General features: G+C 38.2%; 23 protein-coding genes and 1 pseudogene. 19 read left to right on the top strand and 5 right to left on the bottom strand.

The annotated features are described in order from the left end of the window. Positions 1–65: 65 nt before the first annotated feature. The 10 genes and pseudogenes from IEV74_RS16470 to IEV74_RS16425 all read left to right on the top strand — a co-directional run bounded on the left by IEV74_RS16470 (position 66) and on the right by IEV74_RS16425 (position 7773). Positions 66–461 carry a VOC family protein gene (locus tag IEV74_RS16470; RefSeq protein WP_188456463.1) on the top strand — a complete coding sequence of 132 codons (396 nt, stop codon included), beginning with the start codon at positions 66–68 and terminating at the stop codon, positions 459–461. Positions 462–611: 150 nt separating this feature from the next. Beyond that, entirely contained in the window at positions 612–809 is a 198-nt protein-coding gene (locus IEV74_RS20035) for a DUF2197 domain-containing protein (protein WP_188456462.1), read from the top strand. Positions 810–857: 48 nt separating this feature from the next. Next, positions 858–1436: a peptide deformylase gene (def, locus tag IEV74_RS16460; protein ID WP_188456461.1), complete on the top strand. Its 579-nt coding sequence runs from the start codon at positions 858–860 to the stop codon at positions 1434–1436. A 214-nt stretch (positions 1437–1650) separates the two neighbouring features. Further along, positions 1651–1807 (top strand): annotated as a pseudogene (locus tag IEV74_RS16455) (PEP/pyruvate-binding domain-containing protein); the annotation flags it as partial. 96 nt (positions 1808–1903) lie between these two features. Next, a complete protein-coding gene (locus IEV74_RS16450; RefSeq protein ID WP_188456460.1) occupies positions 1904–2083 on the top strand; it encodes a hypothetical protein in 180 nt (59 codons plus the stop codon). A 209-nt stretch (positions 2084–2292) separates the two neighbouring features. Then, positions 2293–2742 (top strand): YrvL family regulatory protein, encoded by a 450-nt coding sequence (locus IEV74_RS16445; protein WP_188456459.1) that lies wholly within the window; start codon positions 2293–2295, stop codon positions 2740–2742. A gap of 330 nt (positions 2743–3072) precedes the next feature. After that, positions 3073–4752, top strand: a complete 1680-nt coding sequence (locus IEV74_RS16440; RefSeq protein ID WP_229683221.1) for a methyl-accepting chemotaxis protein — start codon at positions 3073–3075, stop codon at positions 4750–4752. 97 nt (positions 4753–4849) lie between these two features. Continuing rightward, positions 4850–5599 (top strand): GNAT family N-acetyltransferase, encoded by a 750-nt coding sequence (locus tag IEV74_RS16435; protein WP_188456458.1) that lies wholly within the window; start codon positions 4850–4852, stop codon positions 5597–5599. A gap of 270 nt (positions 5600–5869) precedes the next feature. Next, positions 5870–6340, top strand: coding sequence for a DUF6323 family protein (locus tag IEV74_RS16430; RefSeq protein ID WP_188456457.1), 471 nt, complete (start codon positions 5870–5872; stop codon positions 6338–6340). Then, the gene (locus IEV74_RS16425; RefSeq protein WP_188456456.1) at positions 6340–7773 is read left to right on the top strand and encodes a DUF6179 domain-containing protein; all 1434 of its coding nucleotides are present in this window, start codon (positions 6340–6342) and stop codon (positions 7771–7773) included. Before IEV74_RS16430 ends, IEV74_RS16425 begins: the two co-directional genes overlap by 1 nt. A 251-nt stretch (positions 7774–8024) precedes the next feature. On the opposite strand, the gene IEV74_RS16420 is transcribed toward IEV74_RS16425, so the two are convergent. The 3 genes from IEV74_RS16420 to IEV74_RS16410 form a co-directional block, all read right to left on the bottom strand. Continuing rightward, the gene (locus tag IEV74_RS16420; protein ID WP_188456455.1) at positions 8025–8693 is read right to left on the bottom strand and encodes a P-II family nitrogen regulator; all 669 of its coding nucleotides are present in this window, start codon (positions 8691–8693) and stop codon (positions 8025–8027) included. After that, positions 8683–10176: a DUF1538 domain-containing protein gene (locus IEV74_RS16415; protein WP_188456479.1), complete on the bottom strand. Its 1494-nt coding sequence runs from the start codon at positions 10174–10176 to the stop codon at positions 8683–8685. The genes IEV74_RS16420 and IEV74_RS16415 overlap by 11 nt, the downstream gene beginning before the upstream one ends. Positions 10177–10237: 61 nt before the next feature. Beyond that, positions 10238–10801, bottom strand: coding sequence for a tyrosine-type recombinase/integrase (locus tag IEV74_RS16410; RefSeq protein ID WP_188456454.1), 564 nt, complete (start codon positions 10799–10801; stop codon positions 10238–10240). Between the two features lie 387 nt (positions 10802–11188). On the opposite strand from IEV74_RS16410, the gene IEV74_RS16405 reads away from it, so the two are divergent. The 3 genes from IEV74_RS16405 to IEV74_RS16395 all read left to right on the top strand — a co-directional run bounded on the left by IEV74_RS16405 (position 11189) and on the right by IEV74_RS16395 (position 13767). Beyond that, entirely contained in the window at positions 11189–12340 is a 1152-nt protein-coding gene (locus tag IEV74_RS16405; protein WP_188456453.1) for a PstS family phosphate ABC transporter substrate-binding protein, read from the top strand. Positions 12341–12516: 176 nt separating this feature from the next. Beyond that, positions 12517–13515, top strand: a complete 999-nt coding sequence (locus IEV74_RS16400; RefSeq protein WP_188456452.1) for an LLM class flavin-dependent oxidoreductase — start codon at positions 12517–12519, stop codon at positions 13513–13515. Positions 13516–13611: 96 nt separating this feature from the next. Then, positions 13612–13767 (top strand): hypothetical protein, encoded by a 156-nt coding sequence (locus tag IEV74_RS16395; protein ID WP_188456451.1) that lies wholly within the window; start codon positions 13612–13614, stop codon positions 13765–13767. 113 nt (positions 13768–13880) lie between these two features. On the opposite strand, the gene IEV74_RS16390 is transcribed toward IEV74_RS16395, so the two are convergent. Continuing rightward, positions 13881–14228: a winged helix-turn-helix transcriptional regulator gene (locus IEV74_RS16390; protein WP_188456450.1), complete on the bottom strand. Its 348-nt coding sequence runs from the start codon at positions 14226–14228 to the stop codon at positions 13881–13883. A 255-nt stretch (positions 14229–14483) separates the two neighbouring features. Here IEV74_RS16390 and IEV74_RS16385 point away from each other — a divergent pair, with 255 nt between their 5' ends. After that, positions 14484–15542: an LLM class flavin-dependent oxidoreductase gene (locus IEV74_RS16385; RefSeq protein WP_188456449.1), complete on the top strand. Its 1059-nt coding sequence runs from the start codon at positions 14484–14486 to the stop codon at positions 15540–15542. Positions 15543–15554: 12 nt separating this feature from the next. Next, entirely contained in the window at positions 15555–16121 is a 567-nt protein-coding gene (locus IEV74_RS16380) for an NADPH-dependent FMN reductase (RefSeq protein ID WP_188456448.1), read from the top strand. 61 nt (positions 16122–16182) lie between these two features. On the opposite strand, the gene IEV74_RS16375 is transcribed toward IEV74_RS16380, so the two are convergent. Further along, on the bottom strand, positions 16183–16809 hold the full coding sequence (locus IEV74_RS16375; protein WP_188456447.1) for a metal-dependent hydrolase: 627 nt from the start codon (positions 16807–16809) through the stop codon (positions 16183–16185). Positions 16810–17127: 318 nt separating this feature from the next. On the opposite strand from IEV74_RS16375, the gene IEV74_RS16370 reads away from it, so the two are divergent. The 4 genes from IEV74_RS16370 (at position 17128) to IEV74_RS16355 (ending at position 20802) form a co-directional block, all read left to right on the top strand. Beyond that, a complete protein-coding gene (locus IEV74_RS16370; RefSeq protein ID WP_188456446.1) occupies positions 17128–17835 on the top strand; it encodes a FadR/GntR family transcriptional regulator in 708 nt (235 codons plus the stop codon). 85 nt (positions 17836–17920) lie between these two features. Further along, positions 17921–18640, top strand: coding sequence for a (Fe-S)-binding protein (locus tag IEV74_RS16365; RefSeq protein WP_188456445.1), 720 nt, complete (start codon positions 17921–17923; stop codon positions 18638–18640). 33 nt (positions 18641–18673) lie between these two features. Further along, entirely contained in the window at positions 18674–20098 is a 1425-nt protein-coding gene (locus IEV74_RS16360) for a LutB/LldF family L-lactate oxidation iron-sulfur protein (protein WP_188456444.1), read from the top strand. Continuing rightward, positions 20098–20802 carry a LutC/YkgG family protein gene (locus IEV74_RS16355; protein ID WP_188456443.1) on the top strand — a complete coding sequence of 235 codons (705 nt, stop codon included), beginning with the start codon at positions 20098–20100 and terminating at the stop codon, positions 20800–20802. Before IEV74_RS16360 ends, IEV74_RS16355 begins: the two co-directional genes overlap by 1 nt. Positions 20803–20865: the final 63 nt, after the last annotated feature.

Below are 20865 nucleotides of genomic sequence, written 5' to 3'. Positions count from 1 at the left end.
AATAACAATAGTTCATCTTCTATAAGCAATGGAAAACCTAAAGGACATTATAAGGAGGCATGTTTATGAGATTCATGACACCGCAAATTAATCTTTATGTAGATAACTTGGAACTATCAAGAAAATTTTACGAAAAACTTGGATTTGAATTGCAATTTACGGCGGAAATCGGTGGTAAAGCAACACATCACGAATTAGTATTAGATGGTTTTGTAGTGGGCTTGGCAACTAAGGAATCCCTAAAGGAGGTCCATGGTTTAAATCCGGGTAAAAATGAAGGCTGTGAAATCGTTTTGTGGACTGAGGATACGGATTTAGCAATTCAATACCTATCAGAAAATGGTGTCACAGTGGTTTCCCAACCGCACGACTTTTTAAACTTAAGGGCTGGCTACGTACAGGATCCAGATGGTAATCCTATTCATATTGTTTGTAAAAGAGAGGAATTGCCTGAAAAATAGTCTGCCAATGGAATGTCAAGAAATACTGGAATAGGCAACTTAATCCTTCATCTTTGGCAACACCATATTTGGGCCAATATTTGACAGGTTCATTGGCCAGAAAACGAAAAGCGATATAATTAGTACAGATAATTGGGAGGTTAGGATAGTATGCTGAATACTATTTGCATGTTTTGCAAAAAGAAATTTACAATTAATCATACGGATAAGCAGTATAACAAAATCAAAAAAAATCCGGAGTCGTTTTATGTGTGTAAAAACTGCAACCAATCTATGCAAAAGGAAGCCCAATCCAATACAGGTTTAAATCCGGACGACATTGATAAATATGATAAATTTTTTCGATAGACTCTATTGCAAAAGTGTTAAACCGTAGAATTGACGAGGTGTTTATTTATGAATAGGTTTTCCCCCGACTATATAATTAAAATGAAAGATATTGTAAAAGAAGGTTCCGCAATATTGCGAAAAAAGACCGAGAAAGTTAATCTTCCTATTTCTGATGAAGATAAAGATGCGTTGCTTTGTATGCTTCACTTTCTAAAAAACAGCCAAGACCCAAATATATCAAAAAAATATAAGCTCCGTCCTGGATCGGGATTATCAGCAAATCAAATTGGATTAGATAAACGTATGTTTGCGGCACTGTTTGAAGATGGACGAAAGGTTAACGAATATATGTTAATTAATCCAAAAATCATAAGCCATTCTCCTCATATGATTTATTTGCCTCAAGGAGAGGGATGTCTTTCGGTTGAAAGGGAAGTAAATGGATTTGTTCCGAGATATGAGAGAATCAAGGTAAAGGCATTCGATATAACTGGTAAGGAAGTAATTTTCAAATTTAAAGGGTACGGTTCCATTGTTATTCAACATGAAATAGATCACTTAAACGGGATAATGTTTTATGACAGAACAAATAAAGAAAATCCATTCAAGCTGCCGGACAATGTTGAAATTAAAAGTTTGTATTAATTACTTTCTTTCGCAAGGTATTTTGAAGAAAATAAGCGGAGTGATAATAAAATAAATTTAGCTGCTTTCGCATGCGGAATCGGGAGATTAGCAACTTGCACATTATCCCTTTCCTAATTTAATTATAGCATATAAAAATTGGTAATTATAGACTGTTGGTTCCCGCTTACTACTGCTAAAATCAATTGACGCTATTAGTTAGGAGTGGTAAATAATGAGTTCTATGGTTCTTGGTTTTCGGGAAATGGAAAAAAGCAGCAAAAGGATTAAACTTAGGGAAATTATCAAAAATTCAAGGTATACAAGTACCAGAAGGCTTTTGTGTTACGACAGAAGCTTATCAAATGGCTCTCGAACAGATAGCAAGATTCGCAAATACAATTTAAAAAAGTTGAATGAAGATGATATTCTCTTGTATTTACGTCAGGTGAATTAAGCTATAAAAAGTGAAATACGGGGGTGTAGTAGTGAACTGGCCAGTGTTAAAAGATATAAGGTGGATAGCATTTCAAATAACATCAATTTTGTCCGCCGTCATAGGGGTAATGCTAGCATTTGGCAGCAATAGTTACTGGGTTCTGTTTGTCGTTTTATCGATAGTATTGATGGGTTTAGGGGTAAGCAGGGCAACGAAATTACAAAAATAAAAAATGGGGAAATGAAAAGGGATATTCAATCATCAGGCGCATTTCCGAAGTAAGGATCTGCGCTTTTAAATTAGCAAGACTAGCTAATTTCAATAGATTTAATTGATACAAAGGGATGTCTTTGAAGCTTTACAAACTATTCAAGATTGATATACTATTTTTGATTACATGATGACAAGAGAAAATGGCTAAAGGAGAGTCGCACCCGTATGCCTGTACATAATGATAATGACGATGATACATTTCACAAAATGAAGATAAAGGAAAAAACAGCAGTTGTTGCAGGGATAATCCTTCTCATTCTACTAGTAGGCAGCTTTGTTTTGGGCATTTACTTTTTTGGGCTGGCGGGGATTTTTGAGCTGCTCGACGTTCACTATAAATCTGTCTGGTCATTGATTGTTTTTGTAATCAGTTTTTTTGTTTTGAGTGTAATTGCTGAATTATTTTTCAAAGCGGTTTTTGTACTGTCTATCCGGAATATAACTGCAAAATTATACGTGTTCTTTATCCGGATCAGTATGAAGGGTTCATCAAACTGGCTATGTCTCTTTACTGTGGATGAGTTTATGAAAAGCATCACCCTTTCTTTAAAAGCAGAGATCATATGTGCATTGCTGCTGGCTGTACTGGAAATTGTATTCGATGATAAAGAGTAGGGGAATTAACGGGCATTGTTTAAACATACTAAGATTAGTGGATAAGGTCATCGACGGGTGATTTTGCCCACTAATCTTAGTATCTTTTTACGCTTGCGTCATACTCTTCTCAATTTAATGATTCCCGATCCTGATTTATCGTATATTTCAATATTTTTTAACGATATTTAATCTTACAACTTTAATGGAAATCATATATCAAATAAACTAATGAACCGATAATAATTATAAAGTAGTTTGATCCAACTATTAGTATAAAATGTTTGGCAGATACTGCTGGTTAACATGGTTCTGTATAGAATTAAATTAACGGAATTGAGGGAAATAATAATGTTTAATAGTATTAAAAGAAAAATATTGTTTGGATTTTCGATCGTCGTACTTTTAGTCATTTTGCTGGGATTTTATAACTATTTAGCTATAAAAGCGATAAATGATAACATTAGTAAAATTGTGGATGATCAAGTACCGCTTCTGATAACCAGTGAAAAAATAGCTTTAAATATGTCTGAAAGAACTTCGTTAGTACGGGGATATCTTTTATATGGAGATACGGATTTAAAAACGAAATTTGATAGTTTTACAGATGAAAGTATTCAGCTTGAAAATAAAGTCTTGAAATTAGATGATTCAGATGGGGTTAAAGATTTAGTTGAGAAAAAGATTGTCTGGGCAGAAGCGATAAATTCGGTGTTTAAGGAATATGACACTGGAAATAAGGAAAAGGCAATGGAAATTATGGTTTCAGAAGTAAAGCCGCTGGAACGGGAAATATTGGACGGTTTCAAAGCAATGGCAGCAGAACAAGAGACTGTTCAATCACATGCCGGGGAAGATATTACCTCCTATGGTAATACATCATTGTTAATTGATATAGGTATATCCATTATTATCGCTGTAATGGCAATTATAGCAGCAATTAAAACGGCATCACATATATCAAAACCAATCGTGACAGTTAAGAATAGGATGAAGGTAATAGCGGAGGGTGATCTTAGACAAGAATTATTAGAAACAACGTCAAAAGATGAAATAGGACAACTTGTTCATGCTGCAAATGACATGAATCAGCATATGCGCAGTTTATTAAATCAAATTAATGAGGTATCTGGAACAGTTTCAAGTCAAAGTGAAGAACTAACACAGGCCGCAAATGAGGTTAGAGCTGGAACGGGGCAGGTTGCAACAACAATGGAAGAACTTGCCTCCGGTTCGGAAACACAGGCTAATAGTGCAGGTGACATGGCCAATATTATGGGAACTTTTACGAACAAAGTTGAAGAAGCAAATAATTATGGGGAACGGATTCTAAACAATTCTGAAAAAGTATTACAGATGACAACGAAGGGCGGACAACTAATGAATGCGTCTGCAGAACAAATGGATAACATTAACGGTATTGTTAAAGATGCTGTTGACAAGGTACAAAATTTGGATAATCAATCAAAGGAAATTTCCAAACTTGTATCAATCATTAAGGATGTCGCCGAACAAACAAACCTTTTATCACTGAATGCGGCAATTGAGGCAGCTAGAGCAGGTGAGCATGGTAAAGGATTTGCTGTTGTTGCTGATGAGGTAAGAAAACTGTCAGAGCAGGTTGCGTTATCGGTTAAGGATATAACCGAAATCGTAATAACTATACAAACTGAATCTAATATTGTAGCGGATTCTTTATTGGATGGGTATTCTGCGGTTGAACAGGGAACAGTTCAAATGGAATCTACTAATGAAATGTTTAACGATATTCGTCATTCTGTTACTGAGATGGTGGAAAGTATTAAAGTAGTATCAGGTAATTTATCTGAAATTGAATCCAATAGTCGTGAAATGAATGGTTCGATCGAAGAAATAGCATCCGTCTCTGAGGAAGCAGCTGCAGGGATAGAGGAAACAGCAGCATCTGCACAACAGTCCAGCAGCTCAATGGAAGAAATAGCTGGAAGTTCAGCACAGCTTGCAAAATTGGCAGAAGAACTTAATGAGAAAATAGGAAAATTTAAACTATAACACGGCTGAATAGCAATAAAATAAAATTACTTCTATGGTGATGCAGCATTTGGTCTATCTTCCGGCAATCACTAAAAAGACAGAGAGGGATGTGTTAATGCTTGAAAAATACACCGTGGTTACATTAAAAGAACGTCCGGATTTAGAAAATGAATTAAATAATTTGCATAGCATTGGATGGGTTACCTATATGAGGGAGGACCCTATAGCGGAAAAGTATTGGAATCAATTATTTACCAGGTTTCCTGAATTTCAATATCTTATTCTAAACGAAAAAAACCAACCTATGGCTTGTGGTAATGCAATTTCTTTTGATTGGAATGGCAATGAAGACAGCCTGCCAACAGGATGGGATGGAGTCTTTGAAAAAGGAATACTGGATTATGAAAATAACGTACAACCAAATTCGTTGTCAGCCTTAGCTATTGTTATTCATCCGGAATTTAGAGGTAAAGGTCTTAGTAAGCTAATGGTTAGGGAAATGAAGGGGTTAGCTATTAAAAACAATTTACAAAAGATGGTAGCACCTGTTCGCCCTTCGTTAAAAAGCAAATACCCGCTTATACCTATACAAGAATACGTTAGCTGGAAAAGGGAAGACGGAACCCCGTTTGATCCTTGGATAAGAACCCATGTTACAATGGGCGCATCGATCATGAAAGTGGCGGAATCATCTATGATCATTCCTGCTTCCATCAAGGAGTGGGAAGAGTGGACCAATATGAAATTGCCGGCATCGGGAAGCTATACCATAAAAGATGGGTTAGTACCATTACAGATAGATAAGAATGCTGACAAGGGCATTTACATTGAACCAAATGTATGGATGAAGCATCATTTGGTATAGGATGAAAGTGATTTTAATTCCATAGCTATCATAAATAATGCAATCTAGCGCTGCTTCGCATGGAAAATACAAAATAACAAAAGCCTAAGAGAAAAAATAATTCTCTTAGGCTTTTGTTATATGTAAATCAGCCTTGATAAATAGAATTGACAAATATTCAGTGGAAGATTATAATAATTAATTGTATAAAATTATAATATTTAATTATATCATATTAATTTATAAAAGTCAAGTAATAAATCCTGAAATGTGGAATGGGAGGAATACTTTATGTTTTTACCTCGTTTGCTGGGTACGATGGATGTTTTCATGCTGGAAAAATATATAGATGAATTATTGAAGGTAAATAAAAAAACAACAGAATATGGTCTAATCCTAACTCGTGATGAAATTAAAAACATGATACTTGTCAGAGACCGGGTGTTAAAGGACCATGGCCGTGTGGAACTAGGAGTTGAGGTGATTAAAGAATTATCTGAGGTTTTTTGTACATCCCCATATGTAGAGAATGTAAATTTTGTCCCAACATTAAATGAACTTCAGGAAATTTTTCATTATGTAAAAAATGAGACAGAAGACAGGATAAGTGATTCCTTGCTTATAGGCATTATGAAAGAAAACTTTGATGATACATGCAATGGCTCTATCGAAATGTTAAAAAGCTTTCTAGAAGAATTTCAGGAGCAGTTCAGGAGCGATGCTCAATTTAGGGAATCTGTGCTTGAAAGGGATGAACTTTAATGGATTCAGAAAAAAGTGTTCAATCATTAGCGGCGAGCGGAAACATTCGAAAATCCTATTTATCACACAACCAGTACACGCTGTCACTTTTAAATGAAGCATTACGATCCGGAATGCTGAATAGTAACGAAGTATATGGCATACAAGGCCAATTGCTGGTTATTCTGAAAAAGTTGATTGGACAATATACACGAGGTAAAAGTTCCTCCGTTAGTACTGATACGGCAGAAGGGATCTTTGCTTCGATTTTGTATGCCATAGATGCTTATACGTCTCAGTTTGATGATCCTAAAGAAGCTGTTATCTACTTAAAAACAGCAAGGATAAACAGTATTTATGAGAAAGGGCTTGGATTGGTTCATGATTGCTTCAGGGAAACGGAACAACTTTACAAAAAGATCCATATGAACCAATTGGATGTGGCGGTAGAAGCTTACAACCTGACCATCAGCGAATCGATACCTGTGTTTTTAAGAAAGTATGACAGTATATTTGACGCTCCTAATACAATGGCAAGCATTGATTATCCTTTAGCAATTGACGATATGGGTGTTCAAGGGGTTTTTTATATCAAACAGTATTTAACGAATTTAAGAATAGAAACAGAATTTTGCAGGTTGTTCAGCAAAGTAGATCTTCAAATGCTGTTAACTAACTATGGAAAAGTATGCAGGTTTGATTATCGTATCGAGCTTTTCAATATATTTAGGCTGGTATTTAATAATGCTGTATTTTCTATTTTATCAGGTGGGAATGCCAATCGGTTAAGAATATCCGAAAATCAATATAATCAATTAGAACATCTTTTCACCCAACTGAATGATTCTCAGACTCATTCTATTATATATAAAGCAATTGACCAAGTGGGCTGTGACTTAAATATAGGTGAATCTAAAATGAAAGTGTATATGGAACAGTGTGGGATCGATCTTATCCAAATGATTATAAACGCTTCCAATCATGATAACTTGCAAACGGCAGTCATCATGGAAAAGGAAATAAAATCAAAATCCATTGTAACTGCATTCAATGCATCAGATAGAATGAGTGATGAACATTTTAGATTAGTAACCGAAAAAATCATGGGGTGTAAAGATACGACAGACAAAGTTGAAATGATTCTGGAAAATTTTCATTCCCTTTATGATTATATTGACTTAATGAACAGCAATTGTTTGCTGACTGATGATTATGCGGCACTTTTTAGGACTTTTGGTGATATAGAGCTGGCGATTTTGGTGAAAATGGTGTTCTATGAGGAATTTCGGGATGATGCCGTTGATTTATCATCCACGGCAATAAAGGAGAAGCAGGCAGAATTGGAATGGAAGGTTCAATTTATTGCCTTTATCACAAACATGGATACAGAGGAAAAGAGAGCAATCGAGAAATATGTAAATGATATTGATTATGAGGAAATTAATTTTTACTAATTTATTGTATTGTCTTTTCATTAAAGCTGATTTAATCCAGTTCGAGCAAAATAAGGAAGGGCTGTTATGCTGTTTGAATCATGAATAGGTTTCTTTTAGCAGTCAATTTCGTCCATATGGATACGGCATATAAAATATACATTCTCCTTGTTTGCTATACAAAAACGGCCGCCAAATCTGAAATAAGAATAGGCGGCCGTACCATATAGCAAAAGCAGCTTACATGTGGTATGTGAGCTGCTCGATTGCTGTTATTTATACAAGCCGTAAGTTTCATTTATATCCTGAATAAAAATGATGCCATTTCCCGGCTCATCTATTTTAAGTTTTTTTCGGATGGAAGAAACAATTGCATCTGTACTTTCTTGTTCCGAAAGAATTAATACAATCTCTTTTTCTGGTTCAATGGCCATCGAAAATACTTTGCTTGTTTCGTGAATTCCCGATCCTCTTGCATTTATGATCGTACCACCTTTTGATCCGGCTTCAGTTGCTGCATCAATTACATCTTCCGCATTTCCCTTTTCAATAATCACAGTAATGGCATGATACATATTGCTATCCGCACCTCCGCTTTCAATTATCCGATCTTGTTTAAAACTGCTTGCACCAAAAATCTTATTTATAGAGGTAGTAAAGGCTATGCCGTGATTTGGCTTATTGAATTTAAATTTTTCGTTTAGTTTCTCAAGCGCTTGACTGGCTATTCCCTTATTAGAGCCCATTAAAATAACTTCTTTTTTTACATTGTTTAAGGCTAACATTTCAAGGATTTTGTTATTAACGGTACCTTTACCAACCAGCACCGTTCCGCCCGAGATGCCGTGCTTTTTAGCAGTTTGCATAATTTTACTGCCCAACCCTTTGTTTACGATAATACAAACCAATTCCAGGTCCTTCATTTCGGTTTTACTCGACACTACGCTTCACTCCTCCCTTTTTGGATTTTAGTTTAAAGACAAGTCCCAATAGCTGTAACGCAATTAAAGGTGTCATGGCAACCAGGGCAATCATGCCAAATCCGTCAACCAGAACATTCGCACCATCTGTTGCTTCGGCAGCACCTTGCACAAATGCTAGAATAAAGGTTGCTGTCATCGGACCGGATGCAACACCGCCTGAATCAAAAGCGATCCCAACGAATAGCTTTGGAGCAAAATAGGTCAGTGCAATTGCGATCAGGTATCCGGGCAGCAAATAATGCCACAATTGAAGGTCAGGTATTAGAACTCTAAGGATTGATAGAAGTACTGCCAGCCCAACACCAATCGACAGGGTCCCTAATACGACAGATCGTTTCACATAGCCGCTTGTTACATCTTCTATTTGGTTAGTAAGGACATGCACTGCCGGCTCAGCAAGGATGGTAACAACACCTAAGGCAAATGCAATTATAATGATATATGCTTTATTGTCCAGAGAAGCGATACTATACCCGACCATACTTCCAACATCCATAAATCCGGCATTTACGCCGACTAGAAACAGGACAAGTCCAATAAAAGTAAACAGCGTACCTAATAAAATTTTTCGTACCGCCTTCTTAGATAGTTTAAAGGATATTTTCTGAAATACAAGGAAAATTATCAAAATCGGTAACAAAGCCACAATGATTTCAAATGTGATGGTTGGAAATTCATGCAGAAACGGGCTGATGATTGAATTCGTATCTGTGTGCGCTGTTTCTAAATTGCCGGACATTTCATCCGTTTGCATAATGATATTCATGATCATGACAGTTATGATGGCTCCAGTTGAAGCGACGGCGACCAGTCCGAAACTATCTTTTTCGGAAGCTTTACTGTCTTTTTTAAGGGAGGAAATACCCAAAGCTAGTGCGAGAATAAAAGGTACCGTTAATGCACCTGTGGTAGCTCCCGACGCATCAAAGGAAATTGCTAAAAACTCAGGTGATGTAAAAATCGCAAGTGCAAAAATAATCAGATACAAAATAGTTAACAGTTTATATAATGGAAAGTTATAAACGGTTCGAACCAGTCCAGTTGCGATCAATAACCCAATTCCAACAGATACGACAACTACAAGGCTTGTTTTGCTGATAAGCCCTGATGTCACCATCTCGACCTGTCCTGAAAGAATATGAAGGTCAGGTTCCGCTATTGAGATGAAGAATCCAAGCAATAAACCTGCTATTATAACAATCCAAATCTTATTCGACTTCGCAATTGATGAACCAATGGTCTGGCCAATTGGCGTTATTCCAATGTCGACACCAAATAAAAAGATGGATAAACCAATAATTATTAGAACAGCACCAATAATAAAACGAAATAATAAAGTGGGTTCAAGAGGGGCTAACGTCAAACTTAAAATTAAAACCATAATGGTGATTGGAAGAACTGCATATAATACTTCCTTTAATTTGGAAACCAATACATTCACAATGATTTTCATTCCTTTCTTTGTGATAGTTTTGAAAAGCGGAAAATGGCAGCCTGTCTAGTTACAAATTAACATCCACCTTTACTGTGTTATTTTCATGTTTATCGATGCCAATATAACGTAACGTTTCAGAGGAGGAATGGTGATTTAAAATTTTGGCGATAATCGAAATGGCAATCCCTTTTTGGTAAGCGTGGTACGCAAATGTTTTTCGCAGTGTATGAGTGCCAATTTTACCAGTCAATCCAGCATCTTTTGCCGCCTGATTTACGATCCGATAAGCCTGCTGCCGGGTGATCGGATTATTGTTTTTCTTTGATTTAAACAAGCAATCGTTCTGATCAGCATTACTGTTGGAAAGATAGGTTGTTAATTCTCTTGCTGCACTGCGGTTGAGGTAGAAAGCTTTTTCCCGAAAGGTATGGCTTTCCGTAATATTTAAAAATTTCCTCGGTTCGTTCCCATCCCATACATCCTTTACTTTTAGGGAAAGCAAATCACGAATGGTTATCCCAGTGTTAATACCAAGGACGAAAAACAGAACATCGCGTTGTGAATGCTGCCGTAATATTGCCTTTATTGCTTTAATATCTCCTATTTCTTTAATTGGCTCGACAAACTCCATTGTTTCACCTCCGACTCTAATGTTACTTAATTGTATTATATAGTAATTTAAGTAACATCACAATGAATTTGCTTGTATTCTTTAAAATTGTTTGAAAGTGTTCAAAAAGAAGGTGAAGCAGGGGAAATATATGTGTGTCCTTGATCCAATACTTGTACTTTACGAAATGGTAAATGAACCATATAATTATACGGAATAGCAGTCATTGCATGGACCAACTGTAGAAACCGTCTATGCTATTGATTGGTTATCCTTGATAGAACTTTAATTTGTCAGAAAACAAGATTCATACAGGAACTGAAAACAAAGCAGAGGCGGATTCAAATATAAAAAGTACTTTAGTAATTAAGCCGGAAATTTGAATCCGATTATAGGAGGTGTTTAAAAATGAAGATAGCAGCTATGGTTTTCTTGTCGGTTTCGATAGGTATTATCGGTCTTGTTGCGGCATTCTTTGCATTATTGTCGGGAGAAGCGGGTTTTTATGTTCCTTTTATTCTTGTGACTGCAGCTGGACTTATCGTCGTCAATATTCTAGTAATCTATGGGAAATTCAAGCTGAAAAAAGTAAGGATAGGTGTGCTTGTATTTGCTGCTGTGGTGGTAATTTCTCTTGGAAGCTATGAAGGGTATCAATTATACATAAAAAGCTTGGAAGTTGTGAGTACACAGGATGTAGACTTAACGCAATATCGCCCGTTCGCTGATAATACAAAGGCGGTTTCATTGGATGAGGCGTCGACATTTACCATAACCGATTCCCTACCAAAACTGGATGGGGCAACCGCATTATATCCTGTTTATGCCGCATTTGCACGTGCGGTTTATCCGGAGAAAGAATATCCGCTTGATGGCAGCCGAAGTGAAGTCGTATCTAGCCAAACCAGTAATGCATTTATCCGATTAATTAATGGGGAAGCGGACATCGCATTTATCGCCCACCCATCTGAAGAACAAATGAATCATGCCGAAGAAATGGGAGTTGAGCTAACCTTGACACCAATTGGCCGGGAAGCTTTTGTGTTTTTTGTCAACAAAGATAATCCGGTCGATAAGCTAACAGTTGATCAAATTCAGAAAATATATTCTGGTGGGATTACGAATTGGAATGGAGTTGGAGGTGATGATGAAGAAATCCGTGCCTATCAGCGACCTAAGGGAAGCGGAAGTCAATCAGCCCTGATCCGTTTTATGGATGGTATTCCGTTAATGGAACCGCCCGAGGAAGAAATTGTATCTGGTATGGGTGGAATAATAAGAGAAACCTCCGAATATCAAAATCGCAGCAATGCAATCGGTTTTTCATTTCGGTATTTTTCTCAGGAAATGGTTAAGGATGGTAAGATAAAGCACGTTGCCATAGATGGTGTTCTCCCTACTAAAGAAACAATTCAAAACAATACGTATCCAATCGTGGCAGAATTTTATGCGGTGACAGCAAACAGTGATAATCCTCATGTTAAGAAGTTTATTGAGTGGATGCAATCCGATCAAGGACAAGTAATTGTGAATAAGACTGGATATGTCCCAGTGAAATAGAATGTTGCCAGATATTAATTTATTTGGAGAAAGCCTATCTTTTTGTGTTGACACACATGTAGATAGGTTTATTTTTATTTCATACAAGTCGATTTTTTCACTTCCACGATTAAATCTTTTATAATAAATAAGCTAAAGAACCATCAAACGTTAATTTATAGAAAGGGGTTCTGCAAATGAAGTTAAGTGTGTTGGATCAGGTGCCAATTTCACGGGGATCTGATCCGGTACAAAGTTTGAATAACACATTAAAGCTTGCGAAAATTACGGAAGAATTGGGATATAACCGGTACTGGGTGGCAGAACACCATAACACAAACGGGCTGGCAAGTACATCACCGGAAATACTGATGACACGGATTGCTTCCCAAACAGATTCCATCGGTGTCGGTTCCGGCGGCGTTTTACTGCCCCAATACAGTCCGTTTAAAGTGGCGGAAAATTTCAAAACGCTGGAGGCATTTTTCCCTGGAAGAATTGATTTGGGAGTTGGCCGGTCTCCTGGTGGATCACAGATTACCCGCCTTGCGTTAACTGACAGTGTGGATAAAAGTTTGCGTGAGTTTCCAAGACAGCTCGCTGATTTGCAAGGGTTTCTACATAATACTTTACCGAGAGATCATAAATTTCGATTGGTAAAAGCAGCACCAAGAATAGCTGCATTTCCAGCTATGTGGGTTCTGGGTTTATCAGAACGAGGAGCCATAAATGCTGCTGAATTGGGAATGGGGTTTGTATTTGGTCACTTTATCAATCCAAATAACGGTAAAGCAGTCATGGAAGCTTATCGCAAGCATTTTCAACGATCAGCGGGTCCAGATCGACAGAAAAGCATGGTATGTATTTTTGTTGTCTGTGCAGATACGGAGGATGAAGCGGAAGAACTTGCATTAAGTCAGGATAAGTGGCTGTTAAGTGTGGGAAAAGGGGCGGATACGAAGATACCTTCAATTGAAGAAGTAAAGAGGAGAAATTTCAGTAATGTGGAAATGAAGGAAATTGAAAAAAATCGCGATCGATGTATTATTGGTACACCAGAAAAAGTAAAAAATGAATTAATCCGTCTCAGCAATCTGTATCAAACAGACGAGTTCATGATCATAACAAACATATATGACTTTGAAGCAAAGGTACATTCCTATCGTTTGCTTGCGGAAGCGTTTGATCTTCATTAGGCGCCTTACTAACGTTTTACATTTTACTGAATGCATTATTTTCAGGACATATTCACAAACTAATGGGAAACTAAATGAACGGTAAGGTGAAGTAAAATGGGAAATGAAAAACGTAATAAAGCAAAAGATAATACGGATGAAACAAAGTTATATAACCCAGAGGAAAATTATTATGAAAAACAGGGAGATAATAAAAATGCTTCAGGTACTAAAAGGCAACTGATGAATGAACGAATGCGTGGTGCTGAGTGATTATGGCCGCAAGAAATATCTTTTAATTTATGAAAGAAGGAAGGGGGCCTGAATTCCCTTCTTTTTTTGGGACAAGGGGTCATGGGACAAGGGGTCAGACCCCTTGTCCCAAATTACTGGATCTTTTGCTCCATTTTTTTCCGTTTATGCAACGTATGCTTCATTCCCCATTCATGCATGGCTGCTAATATTGGTTCAAGGCTTTTTCCGTATTCCGAAATAGAATATTCTACCTTTGGGGGTACCTGCGGATAGACGACGCGATCTATGATGTCTTCTTTTTCTAATTCCCGTAATTGCTTTGTCAGCATCTTCTGGGTTATTCCTGGCATACTTCTTTTAAGTTCACTGAATCGCTGCGTGCCTTCTTTTAACAGATTTAGCAGGATTATCGGCTTCCATTTCCCGACTAAAATACCTAAAGCGTCTTCTACCTTACATAATTCCGGTTCTATTTTCATCCTTAATTCCTCCAATAGTATCTTTTTGTATACTATATACCTTAAAAGTGCGTACTTCTATTTATGATGATTATAAACTATACTAACATCGTGTGTGAAAGTTTTAAATGAATTAGTATATTAATCGTTTGGTTATAACTAGTAAGTGAACCGGGAGTGGGACAAGGGGTCAGACCCTTTGTCCCAACGTGCCGTGTGGACTGTTTCTTTGTCCCGGCAAGGCTCTTGAACAATGAGAGAGATAGGTGACTGTATATGAAGAAATATCGTATCGATGAAAGCGATGGTCTGGAATTTGGTATATATACACTTGGCGACCATCTGCCAGATCCTTCAACAGGTGAGAGAATTTCCGCGGAACAACGAATTCATGAAATTATTGAATATGCTAAGCTTGCCGAACAGGCAGGTATAGATTTTTTTAGTGTAGGTGAAAGTCATCAGGAGTATTTTGCTACACAGGCGCACGCTGTTGTTCTTTCAGCTATTGCACAGGCGACAAAAAAGATGAAGATTGCAAGTTCTTCTACAATTATTAGCACATCGGATCCTGTACGTGTATATGAGGATTTTGCAACGCTGGATTTAATTTCAAATGGACGTGCGGAGATTATAGCAGGTCGTGCATCAAGAGTGGGGCTCTATGATTTATTGGGCTATAACCTTCGTGATTATGAAGCATTATTTGAGGAAAAATTTGATTTGTTATGTAAGATTAATGAAGAGGAAATTATCGATTGGAGTGGGGAATTCCGACCACCATTAACTAACGCCAAGGTTCTTCCACGTCCGCAAAATGGTTCAATGCCAATATGGCGTGCTGTTGGTGGAACACCTGCTAGTGCAATCAAGGCAGGTTACGCAGGTGTACCGATGTTTATGGCACATTTAGGTGGACCAGCATCCATTTTTAAACGGACTATTGACGCTTATCGAGAGGCATTAGTTCATCGCGGTTATGATCCAACCCAGCTTCCGGTTGCAACAGCTGGTTTCTTTTATGCGGCTGAAACGTCACAGCAAGCGCTTAAGGAACTGTATCCGCATATAAATGAAGGGATGAAGATAACGAATGGACAGGGCTTCCCAAAACAGCACTTTGCACAAGGCATAGATCCGCATAATATTATGAATATCGGCAGTCCACAGGAAATCATTGAAAAAATTCTCTATCAGCATGAGTTATTTGGTCACCAGCGTTACATTGCGCAAATCGATTTTGGTGGAATGCCATTTGATAAATTAAGAAAAAATATTGAACTGATCGGTACTGAAATTTTGCCAGCAATCAAGAAATATACTAGAAAGAAATAGGAGACGGTGAATATGAAAATTGTAGGATTATCGGGTTCAAATGTCGGCTCGAAAACTAGAACGGCTATAGATTACACAATACAAACAGTTAAACAGAAATATCCAGATATAGAAGTGGCACTGATTGACCTTGCTGAATATGATGTTCAGTTTAGTGATGGACGTAATTTTTTGGAATATGAAGGGGATACAAAATATGTTGCCCAGACATTAATGGAAGCAGATGCCATCATTATTGGAACACCGATTTTTCAGGCATCCATTCCAGCTACACTGAAGAATATTTTTGATCTGCTTCCCATAAATGCATTCCAGGATAAAATTGTCAGCATACTTGTAACAGCGGGTTCAGCAAAGCATTACTTAATCGTCGAACAGCAATTAAAACCTATTTTGACGTATATGAAAGCGCAGATTGTTCAGACGTATGTATTTATCGAGGAAAAGGATTTCTATCAAAAAGAAATCACTAATGATGATGTACTATTTCGTATTAATCGCTTGGTTGAAGATACAGCAGTCTTAACCGAAACGTATACGAAAATTCGTGAAGCAAAAGAAGCGGAATATGGGTTTTAAACAAAGCGGGACAAGGGGTCAGTCCCCTCGTCCGGGACAGTGGACCTGACCCCGTGTCCCGCTATATTTCTTTTGACCAAATTGGCAGGAACAGTTTAATTCCGCGCTTGTTAAACGGTAATAGTTTGCTGTCTGTTACTAAATGACTGACATAGCCGATTAAGCAAGTGTAGTAGACCCCTTCGACCCCGAGGGATAACTCTAGCTTAGAAGCAATGAATCCGAAGAAAATTGCTCCTATTATTGAATGTGTGTAGCTTCGATGTGCAGTAAATGAGGCAATGAATATATATACCCCAAGCAGTATCAGCCAAATTTCCTGAAGGTTAACTCCACCGGCTATAACCCCAATTCCAGTAATTGTCAGCATATGCTTTTGCTTAATAGAGGAAGCAATGATTATCAATCCAAGTCCAATACCAATACCAAGGTATCTCGTTGTATCCGTCCCCTCGTAGAAACTGTAAGCGATCATCAGGATACCGATCAATTGACCGACTGCCTGGAACAGTTTAGAAGATAAGGTGATTTTTCCACGAAGCTTCCCATCAATATCAAGGTCGGGAATTAAACTCGATACGGTTCCAAGTCCAACGAATAAAAATGTTGTAGCAGGGTCTGCTTGAAAATTATTTGCAACGACAAATCCTGTTGCTGCACCAACTGCTGCATGTGCTGTACCATTCACGTTATTAACTCCTTCGCAAATAATGTTATGTTTTTTTGACACCATACTATATTTTACAACAAAATGTATGTTCTGTTTAGAGGGGAAATCATGGGACAGAGGGTCAGTCCCCTTGTCCCGGGACAGTGGACCTGACCCCGTGTCCCGCTGATATAAAATATAGTTTAAGGAATTAGTTCAGGCGATATTGACGAGATTCAAAATTCAGTATAGACTGATAATTATCTAATCATCAGATGACCAGATTATTAAATTTTGAACATTAATTTGAACGTACCGCTTTGGGTGAACCGGAAAAAGTAAGGTGGTGGAATTAACTTGAACGTTAAACCAATTAGAACTAAAAAAATTTATGAAGAAATCTCGGACTCATTAATAGAGATGATAAAGACAGGGAAACTCATTCCCGGGGAAAAATTGGCTTCAGTAGAACAGCTTGCGAAAAGTTATGATGTTAGCCGTTCAGCAATTCGAGAAGCATTGAGCGGGTTACGTGCAATGGGGTTAATCGAAATGCGTCAGGGTGAAGGTACATATATTACACAATTTGATGCATCACGGTTTTCGCTGCCTGTTACTGCTGCATTACTTATGAAGCGGGAGGATATAAAGGAATTGTCGGAGGTACGCAAGATTCTTGAGGTTGGATCGGCAGGGGCTGCTGCTGTTAATCATAATGAAATTGAACTAATCCCAATGGAAGAGGCTTTACAGGCAATGAAGGATGCTAAGGGGAAAGGTGAACTGGGAGAAAGGGCAGATTTGGATTTTCATTTGGCATTGGTAAATGCAACACACAACAAGATGTTAATCAATTTAATGGGAAGTGTTTCCGATCTAATGATTGAAACAATGCGTAAGACACGTCGGCTAATTTTGTATTCTGAGGAAAGAACAGCGCAATTATTAAATGAACATCAACGGATTTTTGAAGCTGTTAAAGCTAGACAATTTGATAAAGCGCAAAAGGCAATGCTGGATCATTTGATAGAAGTAGAGCGTCTTCTAGCAGATTATATCGTTTAACTAATAATTTTCATCACGTAAGGACTTTCTATTTAGAATAAATTATAGGATGACCTGTTCTTTAAAATTAATGGAGGTGAACAGATTGAAGGTCTCCCTGTTTATTACATGTATGTGTGACATCATCACGTCAAATGTAGGTAAGGATACGGTAGAACTATTGGAACGCTTAGGATGTGAAGTAGATTTTCCGGATGCTCAAACATGCTGCGGGCAGCCGGCATTTACTAGTGGCTATCTCGAAGAATCCAAAAAGGCAATGAAACAAATGATGAGGGCTTTCAAAGATTCAGAGTTTGTAGTTGGCCCATCGGGTTCTTGCGTCGGGATGCTGCGTGAATATCCAAAAATATTCGCAGGTGATCCAGAGTGGGAAAAGGAAGCTAATAACCTCGCCGCAAAATCATATGAAATTACGCAATTTCTTGTTGATGTTTTAGGCGTTACGGATATAGGCTCCACATTTAAAGGTAAAGTAACCTATCATCCATCCTGTCACATGACACGAATACTAGGAATAAGGGATGCTCCGTACACTCTATTGAAACATGTTCAAGGGGTCGATTTGATTGAGCTTCCAATCAAGGAAGACTGCTGTGGTTTTGGTGGTACGTTTGCAGTTAAAAATTCAGTTATTTCCGGAGAGATGGTCAAGGAAAAATCACTCCATGTAAGTGAGACTGGAGCAGAATACCTTGTTGGAGGCGACATGGCTTGCCTGCTTAATATTGGCGGACGGATGACAAGAGAAGGAAAGAACGTGAAAATCGCACATATAACGGAAATATTAAACCATCATCAATAAAACGGCATTTTAATCAAATGGAGGGGAGAATTGATGAGTATAAAAATTAGTAATGCTCCGTACAATGAGCGGGTTCAGGAAGGCGTTAAAAATGATTTCATGCGCAAGGCAGTAGCATCTGCGCAGGGACGATTCAGAAGCGGACGGCAAAAGCAGGCTGACGAGCTTGGGAATTGGGAAGACTGGCGAACATTGGGGGAGGAAATACGTACACATACGCTTAGGAACATTGATTATTATCTGGAAATTCTAAGTGAAAATGTATCCAAACGAGGAGGCAATGTATTTTTTGCCAAAACAGCCGAAGAGGCAAACGAGTATATTCAACATATAATCAAAAAGAAAAACGCAAAAAAAGTCGTTAAATCAAAATCAATGGTCACAGAGGAAATTGGTTTAAATGATGCATTGGCGGAAGTCGGCGCAGAGGTTGTTGAATCGGATTTAGGTGAATGGATACTGCAATTGGATGAAGATCTCCCATCACATATTGTAACACCTGCACTACATAAGAATAAAGAACAGGTACGGGAAACATTTGCTGTGAAAAAAGGGTATGAACAATCGGATAAACCTGAGGAGCTAGCATCATTCGCTCGTCAGCAATTACGACAGGAGTTTCTGGCAGCCGATGTCGGAATTACCGGATGCAACTTTGCTGTGGCAGAATCTGGTGCAGTTACGTTTGTTACGAATGAAGGAAATGCGCGGATGGTGACAACAATTCCAGATACACAAATATCTGTTATGGGAATGGAGCGGATTGTCCCGACATGGGAAGAGCTGGATATTCTCGTTAGCCTATTAACCCGGGCAGCAGTTGGCCAAAAATTAACAAGTTATATTACATCCATTACTGGAACCAGGTTGGAGGGGGAAAGTGACGGGCCGGAAGAATACCATTTGGTGATTGTAGACAATGGACGTTCCAAAATTTTAGGAACTGAATTTCAATCAGCACTCCACTGTATTCGATGTGCGGCATGTATCAATGTTTGTCCAGTTTATCGTCACGTTGGTGGTCATGCATATGGTTCGATTTATCCAGGCCCGATTGGTGCAGTGATTACGCCGCTTCTTGATGGTTATGAGGATCACAAAGAACTTCCATATGCATCATCATTATGTGGTGCCTGTACCGAGGTTTGTCCTGTTAAAATCCCGCTTCATGAGCAGTTGATTCGTCACCGTCAAATCATTGTGGAGCGAGAAAACAAAGGAAATAAAATGGAAAAATTAGCGATGAAAGGATTTGCCAAGTGGGCTTCAAGTCCTGCTGCATACAAATTGAGTGCAGCTGCAGCACGGCCGGCATTGCAGCCATGGTCAAAAAATGAAATGATCAAAAGCGGTCCAGGTCCATTAAAAGGATGGACGATCAATCGTGATTTTCCTGCTCCGGCAAAGCAAACTTTTCGGTCCTGGTATAAAAATAGACAGAAAGGCAGGGAAGTGTAATGGCAATCCAGAATAGAGATTCTTTCTTAGATAGCCTTGCAGCAAACCTTGGGCGCCCACGCCGAACACAAGGAATTGAGCGCCCTAAGTGGAGCGTGAGCCCGCAGTTTGAGGTATTGAACCAGGCATCAAAAGATGAACTGATTGATGTTCTAAAAAAGCAATGCGAGGTAATTCATACTGATTTTAAACGAACGGACCGTACAGATCTTGTGAAAGTTCTAAGGGAAACAATTGAAGGTTACAATGGGAAGGTAATCGTTGCATCCAGTGACTCACGGAACGAAGAATATGGTTTGGATAACTTTTATAAAAGTGCTGCAGAAGATTTCGATGTTCATTTGTGGGACGAAACAATGTGGAAAGAAAACCAAGTCTTTGCTGAACGTGCTGACGTTGGAATCACTTTCTCAGACATCACCCTTGCTGAATCTGGTACTGTAACTTTATTCAATAATAAGTACAATGGCAGGTCAATCAGTCTGATGCCAAGGACTTATATTGCCATTATACCGAAACATACAATTGTGCCAAGAATGACCCAGGCAACAAGGCAACTTCACGAGGCTCATATATCAGGCAATGCCGTTTCATCGTGTGTAAGCTTTGTAACTGGTCCAAGCAACAGTGCTGATATTGAAATGAACTTGATTGTAGGTGTACATGGGCCAGTTGAGGTTACGTATATAGTTGTTGATGATTAATTTGATCAGTTGATCATGAAAAACAAAATCGCATGTACCATGTCGTTCGATAAATAAAACTTT

Origin of the sequence: Virgibacillus oceani (genome assembly GCF_014638995.1) — a bacterium.
Lineage (GTDB): Bacteria > Bacillota > Bacilli > Bacillales > Amphibacillaceae > Virgibacillus_E > Virgibacillus_E oceani.
This window is presented reverse-complemented; position numbering and strand designations above follow the sequence as displayed.

Excerpts from the sequence above, each read along its gene's own strand:
- IEV74_RS16470 (WP_188456463.1), top strand. The coding sequence starts at position 66 with ATGAGATTCATGACACCGCAAATTAATCTTTATGTAGATAACTTGGAA.
- IEV74_RS20035 (WP_188456462.1), top strand. The coding sequence starts at position 612 with ATGCTGAATACTATTTGCATGTTTTGCAAAAAGAAATTTACAATTAAT.
- def (WP_188456461.1), top strand. The coding sequence starts at position 858 with ATGAATAGGTTTTCCCCCGACTATATAATTAAAATGAAAGATATTGTA.
- IEV74_RS16445 (WP_188456459.1), top strand. The coding sequence starts at position 2,293 with ATGCCTGTACATAATGATAATGACGATGATACATTTCACAAAATGAAG.
- IEV74_RS16440 (WP_229683221.1), top strand. The coding sequence starts at position 3,073 with ATGTTTAATAGTATTAAAAGAAAAATATTGTTTGGATTTTCGATCGTC.
- IEV74_RS16435 (WP_188456458.1), top strand. The coding sequence starts at position 4,850 with ATGCTTGAAAAATACACCGTGGTTACATTAAAAGAACGTCCGGATTTA.
- IEV74_RS16430 (WP_188456457.1), top strand. The coding sequence starts at position 5,870 with ATGTTTTTACCTCGTTTGCTGGGTACGATGGATGTTTTCATGCTGGAA.
- IEV74_RS16425 (WP_188456456.1), top strand. The coding sequence starts at position 6,340 with ATGGATTCAGAAAAAAGTGTTCAATCATTAGCGGCGAGCGGAAACATT.
- IEV74_RS16410 (WP_188456454.1), bottom strand. The coding sequence starts at position 10,801 with ATGGAGTTTGTCGAGCCAATTAAAGAAATAGGAGATATTAAAGCAATA.
- IEV74_RS16405 (WP_188456453.1), top strand. The coding sequence starts at position 11,189 with ATGAAGATAGCAGCTATGGTTTTCTTGTCGGTTTCGATAGGTATTATC.
- IEV74_RS16400 (WP_188456452.1), top strand. The coding sequence starts at position 12,517 with ATGAAGTTAAGTGTGTTGGATCAGGTGCCAATTTCACGGGGATCTGAT.
- IEV74_RS16395 (WP_188456451.1), top strand. The coding sequence starts at position 13,612 with ATGGGAAATGAAAAACGTAATAAAGCAAAAGATAATACGGATGAAACA.
- IEV74_RS16390 (WP_188456450.1), bottom strand. The coding sequence starts at position 14,228 with ATGAAAATAGAACCGGAATTATGTAAGGTAGAAGACGCTTTAGGTATT.
- IEV74_RS16385 (WP_188456449.1), top strand. The coding sequence starts at position 14,484 with ATGAAGAAATATCGTATCGATGAAAGCGATGGTCTGGAATTTGGTATA.
- IEV74_RS16380 (WP_188456448.1), top strand. The coding sequence starts at position 15,555 with ATGAAAATTGTAGGATTATCGGGTTCAAATGTCGGCTCGAAAACTAGA.
- IEV74_RS16360 (WP_188456444.1), top strand. The coding sequence starts at position 18,674 with ATGAGTATAAAAATTAGTAATGCTCCGTACAATGAGCGGGTTCAGGAA.
- IEV74_RS16355 (WP_188456443.1), top strand. The coding sequence starts at position 20,098 with ATGGCAATCCAGAATAGAGATTCTTTCTTAGATAGCCTTGCAGCAAAC.